The organism is Rheinheimera mangrovi (assembly GCF_003990335.1).
GTDB classification, from domain to species: domain Bacteria; phylum Pseudomonadota; class Gammaproteobacteria; order Enterobacterales; family Alteromonadaceae; genus Pararheinheimera; species Pararheinheimera mangrovi.
In genome coordinates this window covers 4,415,051-4,434,347 of sequence record NZ_CP034683.1, presented here as the reverse complement: position 1 = coordinate 4,434,347, position 19,297 = coordinate 4,415,051, and the positions used below count along the sequence as shown (strand labels likewise).

The 19,297-nt window shown below is 48.6% G+C and carries 11 protein-coding genes; 4 read left to right on the top strand and 7 right to left on the bottom strand.

The window, feature by feature from the left end; translation table 11 throughout:
• Nucleotides 1–109 precede the first annotated feature (109 nt).
• Nucleotides 110–3,199, bottom strand: coding sequence for a TonB-dependent receptor (locus EK374_RS19815; RefSeq protein WP_127026245.1), 3,090 nt, complete (start codon nt 3,197–3,199; stop codon nt 110–112).
• A 796-nt stretch (nt 3,200–3,995) separates the two neighbouring features.
• On the opposite strand from EK374_RS19815, the gene EK374_RS19810 reads away from it, so the two are divergent.
• A complete protein-coding gene (locus EK374_RS19810) occupies nt 3,996–5,303 on the top strand; it encodes a short-chain fatty acid transporter (protein ID WP_127026244.1) in 1,308 nt (435 codons plus the stop codon).
• A 1-nt stretch (nt 5,304) separates the two neighbouring features.
• Here EK374_RS19810 and EK374_RS19805 read toward each other — a convergent pair whose 3' ends face one another.
• The 6 genes from EK374_RS19805 to EK374_RS19780 all read right to left on the bottom strand — a co-directional run bounded on the left by EK374_RS19805 (nt 5,305) and on the right by EK374_RS19780 (nt 14,592).
• Nucleotides 5,305–5,991 carry a DUF6445 family protein gene (locus EK374_RS19805; RefSeq protein WP_127026243.1) on the bottom strand — a complete coding sequence of 229 codons (687 nt, stop codon included), beginning with the start codon at nt 5,989–5,991 and terminating at the stop codon, nt 5,305–5,307.
• Complete coding sequence (locus EK374_RS19800) at nt 5,991–7,499, bottom strand: tryptophan halogenase family protein (protein WP_127026242.1); 1,509 nt, start codon at nt 7,497–7,499, stop codon at nt 5,991–5,993. The genes EK374_RS19805 and EK374_RS19800 overlap by 1 nt, the downstream gene beginning before the upstream one ends.
• Before the next feature lie 7 nt (nt 7,500–7,506).
• Nucleotides 7,507–8,883, bottom strand: coding sequence for a tryptophan 7-halogenase (locus EK374_RS19795; RefSeq protein WP_127026241.1), 1,377 nt, complete (start codon nt 8,881–8,883; stop codon nt 7,507–7,509).
• Between the two features lie 5 nt (nt 8,884–8,888).
• Nucleotides 8,889–10,430, bottom strand: a complete 1,542-nt coding sequence (locus EK374_RS19790; RefSeq protein WP_127026240.1) for a tryptophan halogenase family protein — start codon at nt 10,428–10,430, stop codon at nt 8,889–8,891.
• A 102-nt stretch (nt 10,431–10,532) separates the two neighbouring features.
• On the bottom strand, nt 10,533–13,871 hold the full coding sequence (locus EK374_RS19785; RefSeq protein ID WP_206099249.1) for a TonB-dependent receptor: 3,339 nt from the start codon (nt 13,869–13,871) through the stop codon (nt 10,533–10,535).
• Between the two features lie 427 nt (nt 13,872–14,298).
• On the bottom strand, nt 14,299–14,592 hold the full coding sequence (locus EK374_RS19780; protein WP_233280291.1) for a LytR/AlgR family response regulator transcription factor: 294 nt from the start codon (nt 14,590–14,592) through the stop codon (nt 14,299–14,301).
• A gap of 431 nt (nt 14,593–15,023) precedes the next feature.
• Here EK374_RS19780 and EK374_RS19775 point away from each other — a divergent pair, with 431 nt between their 5' ends.
• Genes EK374_RS19775 through EK374_RS19765 form a run of 3 tightly spaced genes read left to right on the top strand, consistent with a single transcriptional unit; the run spans nt 15,024 to nt 19,292 of the window.
• Nucleotides 15,024–16,262, top strand: a complete 1,239-nt coding sequence (locus EK374_RS19775) for an efflux RND transporter periplasmic adaptor subunit (RefSeq protein ID WP_164731923.1) — start codon at nt 15,024–15,026, stop codon at nt 16,260–16,262.
• The gene (locus EK374_RS19770; protein WP_127026238.1) at nt 16,259–16,933 is read left to right on the top strand and encodes an ABC transporter ATP-binding protein; all 675 of its coding nucleotides are present in this window, start codon (nt 16,259–16,261) and stop codon (nt 16,931–16,933) included. The genes EK374_RS19775 and EK374_RS19770 overlap by 4 nt, the downstream gene beginning before the upstream one ends.
• Nucleotides 16,869–19,292, top strand: coding sequence for an ABC transporter permease (locus EK374_RS19765; protein ID WP_127026237.1), 2,424 nt, complete (start codon nt 16,869–16,871; stop codon nt 19,290–19,292). The genes EK374_RS19770 and EK374_RS19765 overlap by 65 nt, the downstream gene beginning before the upstream one ends.
• Nucleotides 19,293–19,297: the final 5 nt, after the last annotated feature.

Here is a 19,297-nt window from a genome sequence, read left to right as displayed (position 1 = left end):
CGCAGAAGCAACTTTTCCCTGTGTATATCTTTGTCGTTTAGAAGGGCGGGTGTAAGCCCATTCCAAACCGTGTTATTGTCCAGACGGGCGGGGACAAGCCCCGCCCCTACTAGAACTGATAACGCATACCTACCTGATAACGAGCATCCAGGTCTGTCAGATACCACAACATGGATTCGTTACGGGCATGTGAACGGCTGTCTTCACCCGTCAGGTTCAGCGCTTCAAAGAATACCGTCAGCTGATCATTTACATCGTAGCTTACGTTCGTATCCAGCTGCCAGTAGGCTTCTTCAAAGCGAGGGTTGTTTGAACCGCCTTTGTTCACTTCTGCCAGATACTCATCACGCCAGTTCCAGGCAACCCGTGCAGTCCAGCCATCTTTCTCATAGATACCGATCAAGTTGGCTGTATCGCTTAAGCCCAGCAATGCAAACTGAGACTCACCCGGGTTAGCATTGACGTCAAAGCCAATATCACCCCGTACTATGGTGTAGTTGGCCTGTACGCCAAAACCTGTTTCGCCAAAGAAATGCTGGATAGCAAATTCAGCACCGTGGATTTTTGCGGCTCTGTTGTTATCCGGCGTGCTGGTACGGAATACCATTTCCGGATCATCAGGATTCGCCACTAAGTCAAAACCTGCGTTGTTGGCCAGGAAGTCAATTTGATCCGGAGTACCGGTAAACTGTGGGTTAGCACCATATTTGGCAATCATATCCGGATGGTTTCGGTATTCAGTAAATACCATCATTGCATACAGATAAGTGTCATCCAGCGGGAAACCTGCATCCTGTACTGCCTGTGCAGCAGCTAAGGCACGTGGGCCACCAGTGACGTCAAGAATACCCAATAATGGCTGGTCTACCTGACGGCTACCGATAAAGTTCACTACGTCTTTCTGGAACAAACCAGCAGACATGTAGCTGCCATTATCGTAGTACCACTCTAATGATAAATCGTAGTTAGAGGATTCCAGTGGCAACAAGGCCGGGTTAGAGGCGTTGGCTGTAGGTTGAGCACCTAACAGCGTAGAACCACCACCACCACCAAAGTTGGAAGCCGATACACCTAAGCTACCTAAACCTGCACGAGCTATTGTTTTACTAAAGGAGAAACGGCTGATTAAGTCGTCATTCAGATGCAAAGTAAAGTCTAAGCTTGGTAACAGGTAGTCGTACTTGTTTTCTGCATTAAATGGCTGTGCTGGCACAGTACTGTCGACATAAGCGACGATGTCGTTATTATCTTCCCAGCGGAAATAGTTTCTGCTCACCAGAGAGCTGGATTCAGATTCAGTTTCTTCGTAACGTAAGCCAGTTAATACATCAAATGGCATTTTACCGATTTCACCACCCAAAGAGATCTGGAAGTAAGCAGCCATAGTGTCTTCTTTCACTATATTGTCAGCAGACAAGGATGTTTCAGAAGCCGTTGGAATACCTGGATATAGGCCTAAAGCTGCTGTATATAAAGCGCGCGGGTCGGCAATAAAACCATAACCACCTGGTAATGTTTTAAAATCATTAAACTCGCCTGGTAAGTCAAAAGGTTGGATTAAATCACCAAACTCACCCGGATTCCCTACGTTCCAGTTACCTAAAGCAATGTTATTGCCGGCAGTCTGAATAGTACGGGATTCCATATTGCGCATCTCAACACCAAAGTCGAAACGGCCGTTGTCTACCACATAAATAGCATCCAGCTTAAATTGCTGAATATCACTTTCCTGGCCAGCGTTACGAATGCGGGCAATAGATGAACCTACGTCACCAGCATCCACCATACCGTTTGCATTAGCGCCTTTGCCAGGAGCTGCATCGTTATAGACGTTCAGATAGGTAGGTAAATCTGCACCCCAGAACCATTCACGGGATTCCACTATAGGAGCACCTAAACCTACAGCCAATTCACCTGAATTGCGTGGGCCAGTGCCGCGGCTGTGCATTTTTGAATCGTGAGCGTCAAACACAAAAGTCAGATCGTCACTGTAGTCGTACTCTAAGTTCAGGCCTATAGATTTCAGCGTGTTGGTTTGTTCACGCCATTGTTGCTCATAGCCCTCGTCTACAGCGCTTGCATACTCTTCTTTAATATAAGTTGGAGTTTTAACAATGTTGTTATCAAATTCAATTTCTTTAGTGTTGCTACCCGTCTGCATCCAGTTGGTAATTTCACCTCTGTGCTCAACAATATTGTTTTCAGCGAAGGTGTAATCACCTGTGGCTGTAAATTTTTCGGTAGGTTTAAACTGCAGCGTCAATTGAGCATTATCGCGTTCACGTTGTGAGTCTGAAAACGCATAACGAATATCGTTAGGGCGGGTGTACAATTGACCCTGGCTAGGACCGTTGGTGACCACAGTGTTTGCGTTGTTCCATAACCGATCCGCATCTGCCAGATCATCCCAGTAAGCCACCTGCCAGTCGTTCACTGTGGCGCCTGTGTAACCTGAGTCACGTTGTTGGTGACTGGCTGACACACTTACACCGAATTTACCATCGTCAGTTGCATGGCTGTAAATACCTGAAACCTCAGGAGTCACATCATCACCGGCTCTGTTGGTGGTGTCGTGAGCGGCTTTTACACCTATGCTGGCGACGTCCTGAGAGTTTTCCAGTGGACGTGCTGTTTTGATATTTAAAGTGGCGCCTATGCCGCCAGTCGCTATGTTCGCTTTACTGGTTTTATAAACCTCAACACCACTGATACTTTCTGAGGCCAGATTTGAGAAGTCAAAAGCCCGGGCGCTACCGCCACGGCTTGTGCCATCAGCACCTGAACCTGCTGCATAAGTATTAGCTGCTGGCATAGTACGGCCGTTTAGCGTGACCATGTTATTGTCACCACCAAAACCCCGTACTGTGACTTCTGAACCTTCACCGTTAGTGCGGCTGATCGATACACCAGATATACGTTGCAGAGATTCTGCCAGGTTGGTATCCGGGAACTTACCTATATCTTCAGCAGAGATGGCGTCGACCACCCCCATAGAATTCCGTTTAATTTCTGCAGCCTGCTGCAAACTTGAGCGCACACCACGTACAGCTATCACTTCAATAGAAGCTGTTTCTGATGCTTTTGTTTCCTGTGCTTGTTGTGCTTCCTGTGCATAAAGTGGCAACACTGCTGTGCCACTCAGTAGCAGGGTGACAGCCCTTGCCACTGCGGTTCTGGTAAATATCTTATTATTTTTCATTCTATCCATACCCTCTTGATTTGTATAAGTCACCTGAATCAAACATATAACCAGCGAAGTGCGACGCCCCCGCTGAATGCCATCATGCTGTTTGTTTTTTTAAGGTGCTGAACTTACCGGCATCCTCCACTTCCGCGCCGAATTGCCAACTCCCCAAGCTGAATTGTAGTGACAGAGCGGAAAATTTAACGTTGTCAAAATGCGTTAGCCTTTTGCTTTTTTTTATAATTTTCTTTGGCGAAGAACTGAACCGCAGATTTGGCAGCTAAAAGCATCAGCTAATTTAGTGAGTTGTTACTATAGAGTTTGTTGTCTGGTTTACGAAAATTAATCGCTGTGACTGTTTTTTAGCCGCCGAGATAAAGCGGTTGAATGAGATATAGTGGGGAAAATAAAACACCCGCTATAAAAGCGGGCTTGGATTTTAATCAGTAGTTGTGTGCGTCACGAGCTCACAACTTTACGGGCGGCTAGATTTGCAGTCAGCTTCAGCACAACAGCAGGCACCATGATGCTGAACGCAATCAAATACCATGGGGCATCGGAATTCGTTTATAAAACGACAGACAGAAAATAGCGGCTATGACCCAGGTACCTGTCGAGTGCAATAGTTTCCAGAGGTTGAAACCCAGCAGGCGGACATCACTGGAAAAGAGGTGATGCTAAGCAACAAAATAAACATAAGCTAAGGGTCACACAGGCAGCATCTGAAGCTGGACAGGCGTAGCTTTAATTGCCCGAATAAACGCAGTGCTTTAAGGTAACTGCAGAAGCAGATAAAAATGATGGATAAAAGATGCTAAACGCCGTTGCTAAACCCCTGGTTAAACTGGTCGAGCGTTACCTGCCTGACCCTTATATTTTTGTGTTGTTATTGAGCTTGTTGGTGTTTGTTGCAGCCATCCTGTTTGAACAACAAAGTCCTTTGGCTGTGGCGCAGCAATGGGGCGATGGATTTTGGGGTTTGCTGAGTTTTTCGATGCAAATGCTGTTGGTGCTGGTGACAGGTTTTATGCTGGCAAGTACTCCTTTAGTCAGCTCTTTGCTGGATAGGCTGGCGCTGCTGGCTAAAACTGCGGGTCAGGCCATAGTGCTGGTGACCCTGGTGTCTTTAGCCGCCAGCTGGCTGAACTGGGGTTTTGGTTTAGTCGTAGGGGCTTTATTTGCTAAAGCTTTAGCGCGGCGGATCCAGGTCGATTACCCCTTACTGATCGCCAGTGCTTATTCAGGTTTTGTTATCTGGCATGGTGGCTTGTCGGGTTCAGTGCCTTTAACCATCGCCACGTCCGGTCATTTTTCCGAAGCTCAGATTGGCATTATTCCAACATCCGACACTATTTTTTCCTCATTTAATCTGCTGCTGGTGGCGGCTTTATGTCTTGTGGTGCCGCTGTTGAATTACCTGATGCGGCCTAAAGTGGAAGATGCGGTTTATATAGACCCGGCTAAGTTAACCCCTGAAACTCTGCCTGATTTAACCACAGAGCGTCCTGCCGATAAGCTGGAAAACAGTTTTGTGATCACAGCTTTAATCGTCATGGCCGCGGTGGCTTATTTGCTGCAGTATTTTGCTAAAGCCGGTGGGCTGAATCTGAATATAGTGAACTTTCTGTTTTTGTTTCTTGCGATTTTGCTGCATGGCACACCAAGGCGTTTATTGCATAGCCTGCAGCAGGCCATTCAGGGCGGGGCTGGCATTGTTATTCAGTTTCCGTTTTATGCCGGCATTATGGCGGTGATGATGCAGTCGGGTTTAGCTCAGTCTTTATCGCAGTGGTTTGTCAGCTTTGCTACTGCAGAAAGTCTGGCGTTCTGGACTTTTATCAGCGCTGGTCTGGTGAATATATTTATCCCCTCCGGCGGTAGTCAATGGGCGGTGCAGGCTCCTGTGATGATACCGGCGGCTTTGGAATTAGGGGCTGAAGTTAATCGTATTGCCATGGCTGTGGCCTGGGGCGACGCCTGGACTAACTTAATCCAGCCGTTTTGGGCTTTACCTGTGTTGGCTATAGCAGGCCTTAAAGCCAAAGATATAATGGGCTATTGCCTGCTGCAATTGCTGGTGACAGGGGGGATCATCTGTCTGGTGCTGAGTTTTGCCTGAGTCAGCCTGAAGTGGCAGACAAAAAAGACGCTATGGTGAATCGTCCTGACAGGGGATTCAGGTCGTATTGGTAGTCAGGCCCTATATCGCCTGAGTGTAACGAAGAACAGCGGTACAACACCAGCCGGTTAAAACGGGCAGGCACAGTGGCTATCACTTCAAACAGGGGGGTGTCGCCGCAAATATAACCGCTGGGCTGCCCATGCTTTTGAACATCGGCGTGCAGTGCGTGCTGATAATGGTTTTGGCGCTCTGGGGTAATGGCTTCGTAGCCTGTACTGCGGTGACGGTAAAAACTGGTGCCGCCATGCTGTTCATCACATAAATAATAAATGGCTGCCAGTTGGTCCGGGCAGGGCCGGTCAAAATGCGGAATAGATTGCAGCAGCGACAATTCGGCTGCCGGGGTACAAACCAGAGAAAAGTAGCTCTGAACCTGCTGGAGCTGATCTGGTGTCAGGCCAAAACAGTCCCGAATGGGCTGGGCTAACTGTTGCAGCAGAAACGCAGAAAAAGCCGCTGGCGCCGCAGAACGCAAGCCCGGATAAAGGCCTGCCGCCTGCCGCACGTCCCCTTGTTGCAGGGCGTAGCGGATCAGTTGCTCGGGCTGAGGAATAAAATCATCCACCACCAGCAGCGGCTGTTGCTGCTGGCCTATCCGGCTAAATTGCATCACAGCTGGTTTCATCAGTAGATTTTTCCGGCTTTGCAATGCTGGTCGATAAAGCTTTGGTGCGACGGCATATAGTCGACAGATTTGCGGATCACGCTGCGAATACCTTCCAGTCGTTTTTCCAGTTCAGCTTCAGGAAACAGGTCCACCATAGGGTGGTAGGCTTTGGGTGTGATGCCCTGACCCAACATAACTTCAAACCAGCTCAGATCGCTGAACATTTCATTGTTAAAGCGGAAGATACGGCCACTGGCCTTAAATTGTTGGATTTTCTGGTTTAGCTCTTCCGGCACTGACATAGTGCGGCAATAGTTCCAGAACTCCGAATCATTCCGCTCTGTGGCATGGTAATGCAGGATCAGAAAATCACGGATCTTGTCATAGTCAAAATGCATCTGACGGTTGAATTCGTCTATGTCACTTTGGGCAAAGTTGCGATCAGGGAAAAAACTAAACAGCTTGGAAATAGTGGCTTGTACCAGATGCAAACTGGTGGACTCCAGCGGTTCCATAAAACCACCCGCCAGCCCGACAGCCAGACAGTTTTTATTCCAGAATTGTTTGCGTTTACCTGTGATAAAACGGATAGGTTTGGGGTCTGCCAAAGCTTCCCCATCCAGATTTTTCAGCAAAATAGCGGTTGCTTCGTCTTCCGACATAAAACGGCTGCAAAAAACATGGCCATTGCCGACTCTGTGTTGCAACGGAATGCGCCATTGCCAGCCAGCGGGCTGCGCTGTGGCTCTGGTAAAAGGCCAGGGTTCAGACGTGCTGGCACTGGGCACGGCTATAGCTCTGTCGCAGGGCAGCCAGTGACTCCAGTCTTCGTAGCCGGTTTTTAAGGTTTGCTCAATCAGCAGGCCACGAAAGCCTGAGCAGTCGATAAAAAAGTCTGCTTCATGTTCAGTGCCATCGGCCAGACGCAAAGAGTGAATAAACCCATTGTCCAGTTGTTTGACCTCAACCACTTCACCTTCAGTGCGTTGCACGCCCCATTGTTCCGCGAGTTCCCGTAAATACTTGGCAAAAAGCCCGGCGTCAAAATGAAAGGCGTAAGCGATATTCGACAGCGGCGAGTTACCTGCATCCATGGACCGCATAAAACGATGTTCAAGGCAGGCCAGCGAACTAAGGGTGTATTCATCCAGCGGCGCCGCTTTACCCAAAGAGCGCATTTTTAACCAGTAGTGATAAAACTGCAGTCCTTCCATATTTTTGCCGACATCACCAAAAGCATGGAAATAGCTGCTGCCCGGTTTTTGCCAGTCCACAAACTGAATACCCAGTTTAAAGGTCGCCTGAGTGCGGCGCATAAAGTCATTTTCGTCCAGGCCAATCAAATCGTTGTACAGCATGATTTGCGGTATGGTGGCTTCACCTACGCCTACAGTACCTATCTGTTCGGATTCAATGACCTGAATTTGGCAGTACTGATTTTTTAATACTTTCCCTAAAGCCGCAGCTGTCATCCAGCCGGCAGAGCCTCCACCTAATACGATGATTTTTCTTATTTTTTCTATCATAACAACCTCAATGTGAAAGCTGCTGCAGGCAGCGATTCAGGGTATCAGCCTGAGTAGGCATAGTTGCAACTAATCTGGCGATCTGTTGCTGCACCTGCCTTAATCCTTGTTGTATTTCTGAGTCTGTCCTGCTGGCCAACAGCCGGCCTGCTAGTTCAGGCCGCAGGCCAAGCCCTTGCAACAAACCAAACCATTGACCGGCTTTAATAGCATCAGTTTCTGTGCTGAGCACCCGGCCTAACCGGGCAAAAGCCTGGCCTGTTTTGGTCGCAAGGGGCTGCTGATGGAGCAGTAAAAAGTCCTGTACTTCAGCCTGAAACTGCTGCCAATGCTGGTTATACATCAGGGCTGTCGCAGGACAATGGCTTTGATTGGGCAATAAATCCAGCCAACGTATCACCAAATATTGCAGCGCGCTCAGGCCGTTGTACAGAGGGCAGTCCACACTGGCCGCCGCTTGGCCAAAACGCAGATGATTGCCTTGCCAGGGCTGAGCTTCCGTTTGCTGCTGCCTGCTGTCAAGCTGCCAGTCAGCCAGTCCGGTTTTTTGTTGCAATTCTTGTTGGATCTGCGCCATATCTGCCGCAGCACCACTGTATTGGCTGGACCAATAGCTGCCTTTCTGCAAGGGCAGCCTGACTACATAGCCCCAGGAGGTTTGGATCACAGTGCTAAAAGGTTGGTGCAGCAGCTCTGCTTGGTCTTGTGCAGAGAACAGCTGCAGAGTCTGACCTGACTGTTCAGCTTCAGCTCTGCAATCCAGGCAATAGCCTACAGGGATATCTTCGCCTTGCTCCAGCCGCAGACTGCGGATCAGCCCCTGCGCGTCGTACTGCAATTGCAGTTTTTGGCTGGACAGCAAGCTGACACCAAGCTGCTGATTAAAGTGCTTCAGACAAGCAGTGAATTCAGCTGTGCTCAGATGCAGGCCAAAACTTAAGGCCTCGGCCAGGTCGGCTCTGTTGGCCGGCGCCAGCGCAAATTTCCCTTGCTGGGCTGCGACTGCCGCTATACAAAACTGCTCGGCGTTGGCGCTTTGGTCCTGTTGCAGCAGTTGCAGTATGGCCTGATCAAACTCAGCGGCAGCAGCATTCAGGCCATAATGTGCAAAAGGCACAAAGCAGCTGGCATTGTTGTGCTGATACTGACTGCCCAAAGAAAAGGTACCTTTGGCTTTGGCCAGCAAGAGTTGCAGTGGTAAACCCAGCATCTGACAAAGTGTGGCCAGCTCAGGCCCACAGGCCACAGCAGCAGGTTCTTTGCTTTGCGCTGGTAACTCCACAGCGACACAGCGAAAGCCAAAAGGTTGTAAGTGCTTTGCTACTATGGCGGTCGCCATCTGTAGCCAAAGGCCATGGCCTATCAACACCAGAGGTTGTTGCATCCGTTTTACCCCCTGTGCCCGTACAAACTGAACGCAGGTGCCACTGCTGCCCCTGCCAGTTCGTTGTGCTGTAAGACCTGAAAATGCTCTGGCATCGCCTGCACTAAGTGCTGTAACTGTTGCTGATACTTCGTAAACCAGGCCTCTAATGGCATAGGGTCTAAAGCATTGAGACGTGCATCCAGTTGTGTTGGCTGCAGGCCCTGACCCAGAAAAACAGCCAGCCAGCTGGCTTGTTGAAACAGCCCCTGGCGGTACTCCAGCAGATGACCTGTTTCTTTAAACATCTCCAGTCGGTGCGCCAGGCTGTCAGGCAGGGCCATTTCAGCGCAATAACGCCAGAACGGCTCTGGTCTTGTATTGAGTTTGTAATGCAGTATTAATAAGTCACGCACCCGCAGGTATTCGAGCTGCATTTTTTCGTTAAACAGCTCACGTTCTATATGCCCAACCGGATGGGATGGGAAATACTGCAGCAAGCTTTCTATGGCAACTTGCACCAGATATAAACTGGTTGATTCGAGGGGTTCCAGAAAGCCGGAAGACAGTCCTATAGCGACACAATTGTTCACCCAGCTTTGTTTACGGCGGCCTGTGACAAAGTGCAAAGCCCGGGATGGCGCTAAAGCCTGTTCTTCCAGCCCAGCCATTAAGGCGTGCTCAGCTGCACTGTCACTTAAATAAGAGCTGCAATACACCAGTCCATTGCCGGTGCGGTGTTGCAGTGGAATACGCCATTGCCAACCAGCAGCCATAGCTTTGGAGCTGGTGTAAGCAGGCGGAGTAGGATCTTTTTCGCTTGGCACGGCCAAAGCTTTATCGCAAGGTAGCCATTGCTGCCAGTTGTCAAAACCAGTCTGCAGGGTTTTTTCAATTAACAAGGCGCTAAAGCCCGAGCAATCGATAAAGAGGTCACCCTCGATCAAGCGGCCATCTTCCAGTTGCAACTGTGTGATGTCACCGTTGGGTTTTTGCCTGACAGCTGTTACTTTGCCGTCCAGCCATTCAACGCCATGAGCAATAGCATGCTGGCGTAATACAGTGGCATACAAAGTGGCATCCAGATGATAGGCGTAGTTAAAGGCTGAAAGTGGGTTGGAGAGATCGGCAACAGGACGGCTGAATTTGCCTTGTTGTGCCATCAGTATGGCCAACGAGTACTGACCATAGTCTTTTAAAGAAGCGGTATTTTGCTGCTGCAACCAAAGCCAGTGCTGATGAAAGGGCAGGCCATATAAATCTTCACCACTTAAACCAAAAGGGTGGTAGTAGTCGCTGTTTTCCTGACCCCAGCCACGAAAACGGATCGCCAGTTTGTAGCTGGCTCCAGTGGCCTGCATAAAGTCTGTCTCGTCCAGACCTATCCATTGATTAAACTGGCGGATATGCGGAATAGTGGCTTCGCCCACGCCCACAGTCCCTATCTGTGCCGATTCAATCAGCTGAATACTGTAGAGGTGTGTGGGTAAATATCTGGATAAAGCCGCGGCTGTCATCCAACCTGCAGTGCCACCACCCAGAATAATAATTCGTTGTTTAGTTTGCATAGTGACTGATGTAGAGCCCCCGGATAACAAGCTGCACTTTGGTGTTTACCACCAAAATGCAGCTTGAATACTACAACTTCAAAGTGTTACAGAGTACACACTTTAGAAGTTACCACGCATCACTAAAGCGATACGACGGTCAGCCACAAACCATGAACGGCCTGCTTCCTGTCCATCATTATTCAGCAGCATCAGGGTTTCTGATTGCGCGTTGGTCAGGTTGGTTGCCTGTAAACCTATGCTGAAATTGTCGGTCATGTTGTAGAAGATAGAACCGTCTAACTGGCCACTGTCGTCATACCACAGAGGCGCTTTACTGATCACGTCCCTGGTCGTTAACAGATACTTGGAACGCCAGTTATAAGCCAGGCGAGAACTCCATTTACCTTTTTCATACATACCGACCAGGTTAAAGGTGCGATCAGACTGACCCTGTAATGGCACATTGTCCAGACTGACACGTATACCAGTGTCTGTGCTGTCATCGCCAATCCAGCTTTCATCTTCCACATCTATCTCGTCGTTTGGTACACCACTGGCATCTATGTAAGTAAAGCTGGCTTGCATACCTAAACCGTTCCAGGGCTCAGGTAACATGTCATAAAACTGTTGGTAAGACAGTTCCAGACCATCCATTTTGCCATCGCCACCATTGGTTGTGGTGCTCACCAACGAGGTTTGGCTGACACCGCTGACCGGGTTCGTCGTAGACTGCGCGAAGGCACCTTGCACAAAGTAGTTTTTCAAGTCTTTGTGGAATAAAGTGGCACTCAATTGGCCTACGTCAGCGAAATACCATTCCAGTGAAATGTCGTACTGCACCGACTCCATAGGCTTCAGATAAGGGTTACCACCGCTACCTGTCCAGGACGGTACATAGGCGCGTTCGATCATATTGTCCTGTGGCGGAGGCGGATTATCCGGATCAATCACCTGTATTGGTCGTACCGACTGTACTGATTCATTACCCAGGCTCACTCTGTTTTGCACATCACCCATATCAGGCAAAGCGACTGCTTTAGAAAAAGCAAAACGGCTAATCAGCTCATCCGTCAGCTCCACCTTAATGTTAAAGCTAGGCAGCAGCATTGTGAACCTGGTGTCTGCGGTCAGGCGCTCTTCAGCATCGTTACCAAAAGCCCTGTCATTATCTGGCAGGTAATTGAGTGGATCGCCAGCCCAGCGATTTTCCGGCGCTTCCAGTGCTGATTCGAGGTCGGCATAAGTGCCAGCTGCTATCTGCTGATTCAGGTAATCCAGCACCATAGGTTGAGTCAGCTGTCTGTTTTGCAGTGCTGTAGGTGGCAGGAAATCAGGGATCAGATCAGGGAAAGTAACAAAACCATTGGCTTCGCGGTCTAGTACCACATAACGCAAGCCGATGTTACCGCTGTAGCGCAGCTCACCATCGCCTTCAAAGTTCAGGCGCATATAAACGGCTTTGTTGGTTTCTGTGGTGTCGTTGACTTCACCTGGGGTAAAAATGCCAAACTCAGAATCTACACCAGCACGTTGTGGATAAGGAGTCCAGCTACCACCAGCGGACTGGAAGATTTGTCTGGCAGGGTTGGCGCCCATAATAGAACGGACATAAGCTTCGGTGGCATGTATGGTTTGATTGCCAGGTATATTGGCTATGCCACCACCATGGAAATCAGACCAATCCACTAACTCAAAATCTGTCGCTGAACCTTCCAGCGTGTCCAGCCAGCCTGCAGGAGCAGCAGAGCTAAACTCTGGTGCTAAAGCGCCCCAGTTCCAACTGGTATTCCGCACGGTTTGTTCACGTTTGGCATAACGAACACCAGCCTGAATGGAAGTCATAATACCTTTGTCTTCCAGATGATAAGTCGCATCCAGACGGGTGGCAAAAGAGTCACCTTCCGAACGTTCATAGTGATCCATGGCACTGCGCAGCAAATAGGAGCTTGGGTCCTGGAAGTAATTGCTGTCTCCGGCCGGATCACCGCTAAAGCCAGGGTAACCATTGGCAAAAGCAGCAGGGTTCGCATCACGATAACCAAACCAAGGGTCTATTAACGACATGGTTGGAGTATCGCCAGTGACATTGTATTCCTGACCGGCAAAGGCGGCGGTATGCACCACTACATCATCGTCGCTGGTTTCAGCCTGTACTACCTGGAAGTCGCTGCTTAATTCCCAGCGCTCGTTAGGTTTCCATTTTAAATTCAGCGAAAAGTCTTCAACTAAAGTTTCAGTGTCTTTGACCCTGCTATCAAACTGAGTGATGTAACCAAACTGGCTGCGGGCGTTGTCTCCCCAAGCTCTTGGCACCCGGTCTGCGTTACCATCTGCGGCGCGCCAGCCGTCAACGCCTTGGGTAATAATGCCGGATTCAAACAAACCCTGATCGTCGAATTCGAACTCTGTGCCTTCGAGCGGACGGGTACGACGATTCTCTATGCCGTAATAACCACCCTGATATTTCACCGCCTGTTCATGCCAGGACAGACGTGAGTCAGAACGAATATACTGGAAAGTACCGAGGAAGCTGTCATCGCTGTTTTGCCACTGTAAGGCGGTCGACATACCAGTACGTTCGCGGTCATCAAACTTTTTCAGTAAGTTAGCAGCGTTAGGTAACCAGACAGTGCCGTTGCCATCTGCGCCGACAAAATCTTCAGCACCAGCCAGCGTCCGGGCATAAGTCTGTACGTAGGCATCTGATTGGATACCATGAGACTCACCATAAAGTTGGGAGTGGGCGGCGTTCAGCAAAATGCCAAATTCGCTGCCGTTGTCGAGCTGATATCTGTCGCTAAAAAGCGCGGATAAAGTAGGACTGCCTTTTTCCGCCAGATCACCATAAGAATAGTCACCACTGATAGCAAATAAACGATCGCTGGCATCAAAAGGTTTACGGGTTCTCAGACTGACTGTGCCACCTATACCACCTTCAATCATATCGGCAGTCTGGTTTTTATAGATATCCACACCACCCATTAACTCAGGCGAAACGTCCTGGAACGACAGGCCACGACCAGAGTTAGCGGTGAATGAATCCCGGCCATTAAACTCGCTGCGGGTTTGTGTCATACCGCGGATAATAGCGCCGCTACCTTCCACACTAAAATGGTCCGGGTCATCGGGACCGGCAAAACGTTCTATCGATACGCCTGGCACCCTTTGGATGGCTTCCAGTACGCTGCGATCAGGCAATACGCCAATATCTTCAGCAGAAATACCATCTACTACTGTGTCTGCCAGACGTTTGATGTTCTGAGCACTTTGCAAATTCGCTCTGGTGCCTTTTACCTCTATGATTTCGACACCTTCTTTGACTGCTTCCTGCTCTTTAGTTTTATCGGCTTCCTGAGCCTGAGCAGAAACTGACATCCCCACTATCGCCATCGCCAGCAGCGATCTTCTGAATATGGGCCTGTCAGGCTTTTTGTGTAATGCACTTGTTGTCCGTGCCATCAGCACTCTCCCCTTTTTGTTTTTGTCTTGCCACCTAACAGCAGTCAGTTGTCTCCCCCCGGCTGTCCCTGTGGCGCTGTTTGCCAGCTATTATTTTTTTCCTGCACTTCTAGGCTAACGTACCGCTTTTTATACCGTTATTTATCGTCATAGCTGCCCAAAATGATAGTGCGTGGTGTGAGTCTGGACGTCAAACCGTCTCCGAAAAAACAGAATAGCGAAAACAGAATTCGCACCTTTTCTGGGCGGCTTTGCATTAAGCTGGTGCAGAGAGAGTCTGAGCAGAAGTGATAAAAAACAGTGATTTGGCTAAGTTGGAATTGAGGTTATAACCTAAGAATCAGCTTTAGGTACGAGGTGACGCACAAAGCTTTTGCTGAACCTGAACGACTGAAGTGCTGCCTGGACTTTTGGTTTTAACCACAGGTTATTGCAGTTTGCCTTGAAAACGCCCCCTGAATTCGTCTTTAAAACGCCGGGATAAATTCAGTCGCTCGCCGCTGTTTAACAATATCTCGCCATCACCGCTGGGGTCGTAACTGATGCTGTGAATGGCATGATGGTTGACAGCTAAACTACGGTGAATACGACTGAAGCCTTTGTGTTGCAGCAGCTCCACTATGTTGGCGAGGGTAGCTCGCAGCGGGTAAATCCGCCCTTTGCTATGTAAGTTGACATAGTTACCGGACGATTCTAACCAGTCGATATCCTTCACTTTCACCAGAAATTCTTTATCCAGTTTACGTACCAGAAAATGTTCAGGTGAACTGGTGTTGTTGTGGCTTCATTAGTTGAGTCTTTAATTTCGGTAAAAAAACTCTTGACACACAAATATTAAACATTAAGTATACATGTGTGCCTGAAATGGGTTTAAAAATGATAATCAAAGGAAGATTTTATGAAACTAAAAAATTCGTTTATGTTTAACCACAAAAAGAAGTTATTTGTAGGCTTATCGCTGCTTATCGCTGCTTATTGCTAGCGCTTCCGCTTATGCTTGGTGTACTGAGCTTGTTAATTGTTTTGGTCCTGGTCAATGCATTAAAGTTGTAGTCTGTGGTGATGATCCATCACTTCCAGAGCTTCCAGATGTTCCGGTTATGAATTAGCCGTTAGTATCGAATCACACATACAAACAGAGGTTCGTTTCAGGTGCATCGTTATATCTTATTAAAATCTAAACCTTCTTTTCGCCGGCGTGCTTTGATAGCAGTGCTGGTTGGGGCTTTGCTTTGTCTGCTGTTGATCAGCATAGGCTTGCTGTCAGGCCCGGGTTCTGCTGTTCGGCAGCGGTTGGCGTCACCCGGCACAGTCTGGAGTGAACAGCGGCAACAAGCTGTTTTTGGCACGGGCAAAATAGTTAGTTTACAACAGCAACTTATTGCGGCGCCTGAAAGCAGCCTTATTGAAAGTGTCACCGCATCACAGGGTCAATTTATAGAAGCTGGTGCCCCTTTGTTTGTGTTAAAAAATCTGGCGCTGTTACGTGAACAAAAAGAAGCTGAGCTGGCTGTCGCTGAAGCCAGTTCTGACGCAGCCCTGCGAAAAAGTGAGCTGAATACTCAGCAATTGCAACTGGAAATGGCAACAGCCAAAGCTGAAAGTGAATACCAACGCCAGCTACTGGAACTGTCGGCCAATGAACAGCTAAAAAATAGTGGTGTGTTACCCGCTGTGAAGTACGAACAATATCGGCTGATGGCGGAACAAGCCCGTTTTGAAGCTGAAAATTTGCGCAAGCAAATCCAGCTGTTTCGCCAGTCTGTTACCGAGCAAAGCGCAGCGATGGCGACCAAGCTTCATGTGGTAAAAGAGCGGGCCAACTATCTGGCAGAACGTTTAGCTGCACTGACTATCTATGCCCCAGCTGCCGGAGTGATTAAAAGCCTGAGCGCCCATGTGGGTCAATCTGTCAGCCAGGGCCAGGTATTGCTTGAGCTGGTGAAAAGCAGTCCTTTGTATGCAGAAGTGATGGTTCCTCAGTATTCAGCCACAGCGCTGGCCGCTGGCGATACGGCTGTGATTAAAACACCGGCAGGCGAGTTTCCAGGTGTGGTTGAGTTTATTGACCCTATAGTACGGGAAGGCGCTATTCAGGTGCGGTTGCGTTTAACAGCGCAAAGCGACAGCCTGAACCTGGACCAATCCGTTGAAGCACAGATCCAGTCCAGTCGTACCACCAGTGTTGCGGCAGTGCAGGCGCCAGATGATTTTGAGCTTTTTGACAAATGGTGGGTGTATCAGTATCAGCAGGGGCAGCTGGTTAAAAGCCAAATTACAGTCCACCAGAGTGCCAAAGGCCATCTGGAGCTGACTCCTTCACTTTCAGCCGGGGAGCAGGTTGTGCTTATTCCGGCACAACAGGCAGAACAAGACGTATATCACTTATGACACAAACTTCAGAACTTATACGGTTACAACAACTTTGTTTTTCTTATCATGGCACTGAACAGTTAGTGCTGGATCAGCTAAACCTGACGATAGAGCAACAAGACTATGTGGCTATTCTTGGTACTTCGGGTTCAGGCAAAAGCACCTTGTTATCTATTTTGGGACTGGTGAACCCACCAGGTCAGGGGCACTACTTTTTGCTGGGGCATGACGTCAGGCAGCTGACGGAAAAATCTGTTGCTTTGTTAAAAAACCGGGAAATTGGCTTTATTTTTCAAAACTTTAACCTGCTAAACCATTTAAGTGTTTATCAGAATGTTTGTGTTCCTCTGAGTTACAACTCGGATGTACCTAAAGCCCAGTACCGGGAAAAGGCGGAGCAGGTACTGGAACAGGTGGGCATGCTGCAGTTTAAGGATCGTTTACCCTCGCAGTTATCGGGTGGTCAGCAGCAAAGGGTGGCTATTGCCCGGGCTATTATCAATAACCCGTCGTTAATTTTGGCCGATGAGCCTTCCGGCAACCTCGACAGCGCTACAGCAGAGCTTATTTTCGATATTTTGCAGCAACTGAATGACTCAGGTAAAACCATTTGTTTGATCACCCATGATGTTAGTTTTGCCAACAAAGCCAAACGAGTGCTGCGTTTATCTGATGGGCGATTTGTCTGAGATGGCTGAGTTGAAATTAATCGCAGATTTACTGCACAACTGGTGGTTACGCCATAAAACCAGTGCTGGCACCTGGCTAAGTTTATGCCTGGTGTCCTTACCTATCGCCTTACTACTGCAAGTCTGGACTATTCAGGCAACCTATCTGAGCCCTGGTTTTGCTGCGTTGAAGCCTTCAGGCACTGTGACTCAAATTGTGCATCAACAGGGTAATAATGCATCGCCTTTAGCTTCGTATCTGGCAAAAGAATTCCAGCAACGAGCACAACTGACAGTGCTTTACGAAAAAATGCGCTGGCTGAAATGGTCTGACGCTGAGCAGGAGCATGAAGTTGCTGCTGCTTTTATTTCCGGCGGTTTCAGTGAGTTAGGTTTAAAACCTGCGCTTGGCAGCTTTACGGCTATGGAATTTCCTACGGCTGATATGCAACTGCAGCTTGCCATTAGCCACCAGTTTTGGACCGCGCATTTCCAGCAAAAAAATGTGATAGGCCAAACCCTGACGTTAAACGGCAAACTGGCGGTGATAGCTGCTGTAATGCCGGCTGATTTTGTTAGTTTTCGCTCGGAGCAACATGCTGATCTGGTGGTGCCTTTTAGCTTTTTAGCGCAGTTAGGGCTGTCAGATGGCGACCAGCTAAGCCCTGATGTGTTCAGCTATGTGCTGCATAACAGCCCAGTTTTACCGCAACTGGCACAGCTTGAAACTGAACTAAAAGACGAAGCGCTGTTATTTGATGACGAAAGCTTTAGTACCTCAGCAGCTTTTGGCATGTCGGTCCGCCAATTTGAGACTATTAAAGCCAGGCTGGAATTACTGAGTCAGCTATTTATTGGTTTGCTGTTATTTAGCCTGCTGGCTTTTACCAGCCATATTGCCAGTGCCAGCGACAAAAGGCTGAATGAAATGTCGCTGCGCCAAATGCTCGGTGCCACTGCTGCGCAATTGGCTTATCAGCGCCACCTTGAAATGTTGGTCACTGTTGGCCTGGTACTGATGGTTTCTTTGTTACTGTTCTGGCCAGGAGCCTGGCTGTTAAGCCTGATGCTGCCGGATATACCTGCTACTCAGTTTGAGTTATCAGTGGCAAAACTCAGCCTGTTGCTGCAATTGTTGGTGGGTGTGTCTATTGTGATCAGCCTCATTTTGTATGCACAGCATAGATGGACTCAGCATTCTCTGGGCCGTGGTGCTACTGTGTCTAAAGCAGAGAAAGTACAAACCTTTGTGCTACTGGCTGCACTTTTTGTGCTAAGCAGCGGCGCGCTAACTTACTCCAGTCAGCTATTGCAGAAACAGTGGCAGTACAGTCAACTGGATCGTGGCTACAGCACCGATCAGCTATTTATTGTTAGCTTCGATTTTCCAAAGTTTGGCGGCACTTATTATGTCAATAAGGTGCCTGCGTTACTGGTTAATAATTTAACGGCTACAGCTGAAATCGAGCAGGCAGCGCTCACCTCAAGCCCAGTGCTGTTTCCGTCAGCTGCTTATGTCAATTTTTACACCAGTACAGGCGCAGCGCTGACAGGGCGAAATAATGCCCAGGTATTAACCAACCATATTTCGCCAAACTATTTTGAGGTTATGGGTATAGAGCTGCTACAGGGCCAGCACCTGAACTGGGACAACTACTGGCAAGTGGTGATTTCAGAGTCGTTATGGCTGCAACACTTTAAAGATATGCCGCTTTCTCAGGCACAAATAACCCAGACGATGACTGATGGCGAGCGCCGCGCCATTCAGGTGGTTGGTGTGGTTAAAGACATTCACCGCATAAACCCGGACGACCCGGTTACCCCCACTGTATATCGCACTATGCCTACTATTACCGGGGAGGAATATATAGTGCTTAAAAGTACAGCCTCGCCTGAGCCTTTGCTGCAACTGGTACAACAGGAATTAAGCAGGTTGGATACGACCCTGCAAAACCCGCAGGTGGTTTCAGCCTCAGAGTTGATTAGCCAGCAGCAAGCACCGCAATTGGCGCTATTAAGTACCTCTTTGGTGTTAACGCTAGTGGTCTTGGTGAGCAGCCTGTTGTTTTGCCTGAATGCCGTCAGCTTATTGACAAAAAAATCAGCCAGAGAGTTGGCTTTGCGCCTGACCTTAGGTGCCAGGCACAGCCAACTTATACTTAAAGAACTAGTAACTCTGTCGGCGATTTATGTGCCACTGGTGTTTTGCTGCGCGCTGGCATTGCCGTACTTATTTGTGCAATTGGACGCAGCAAGCAGCAATTTCAATCTTGATCTGCTGTTTATTGGCTTTAACTTCGCTTTTTTGTTTTTTACTCTGGTTGTGTTGCATGTATCGGTAAGCAAGATAAAGCACCACAGCTGGCATCATCTGCAATAAGGACT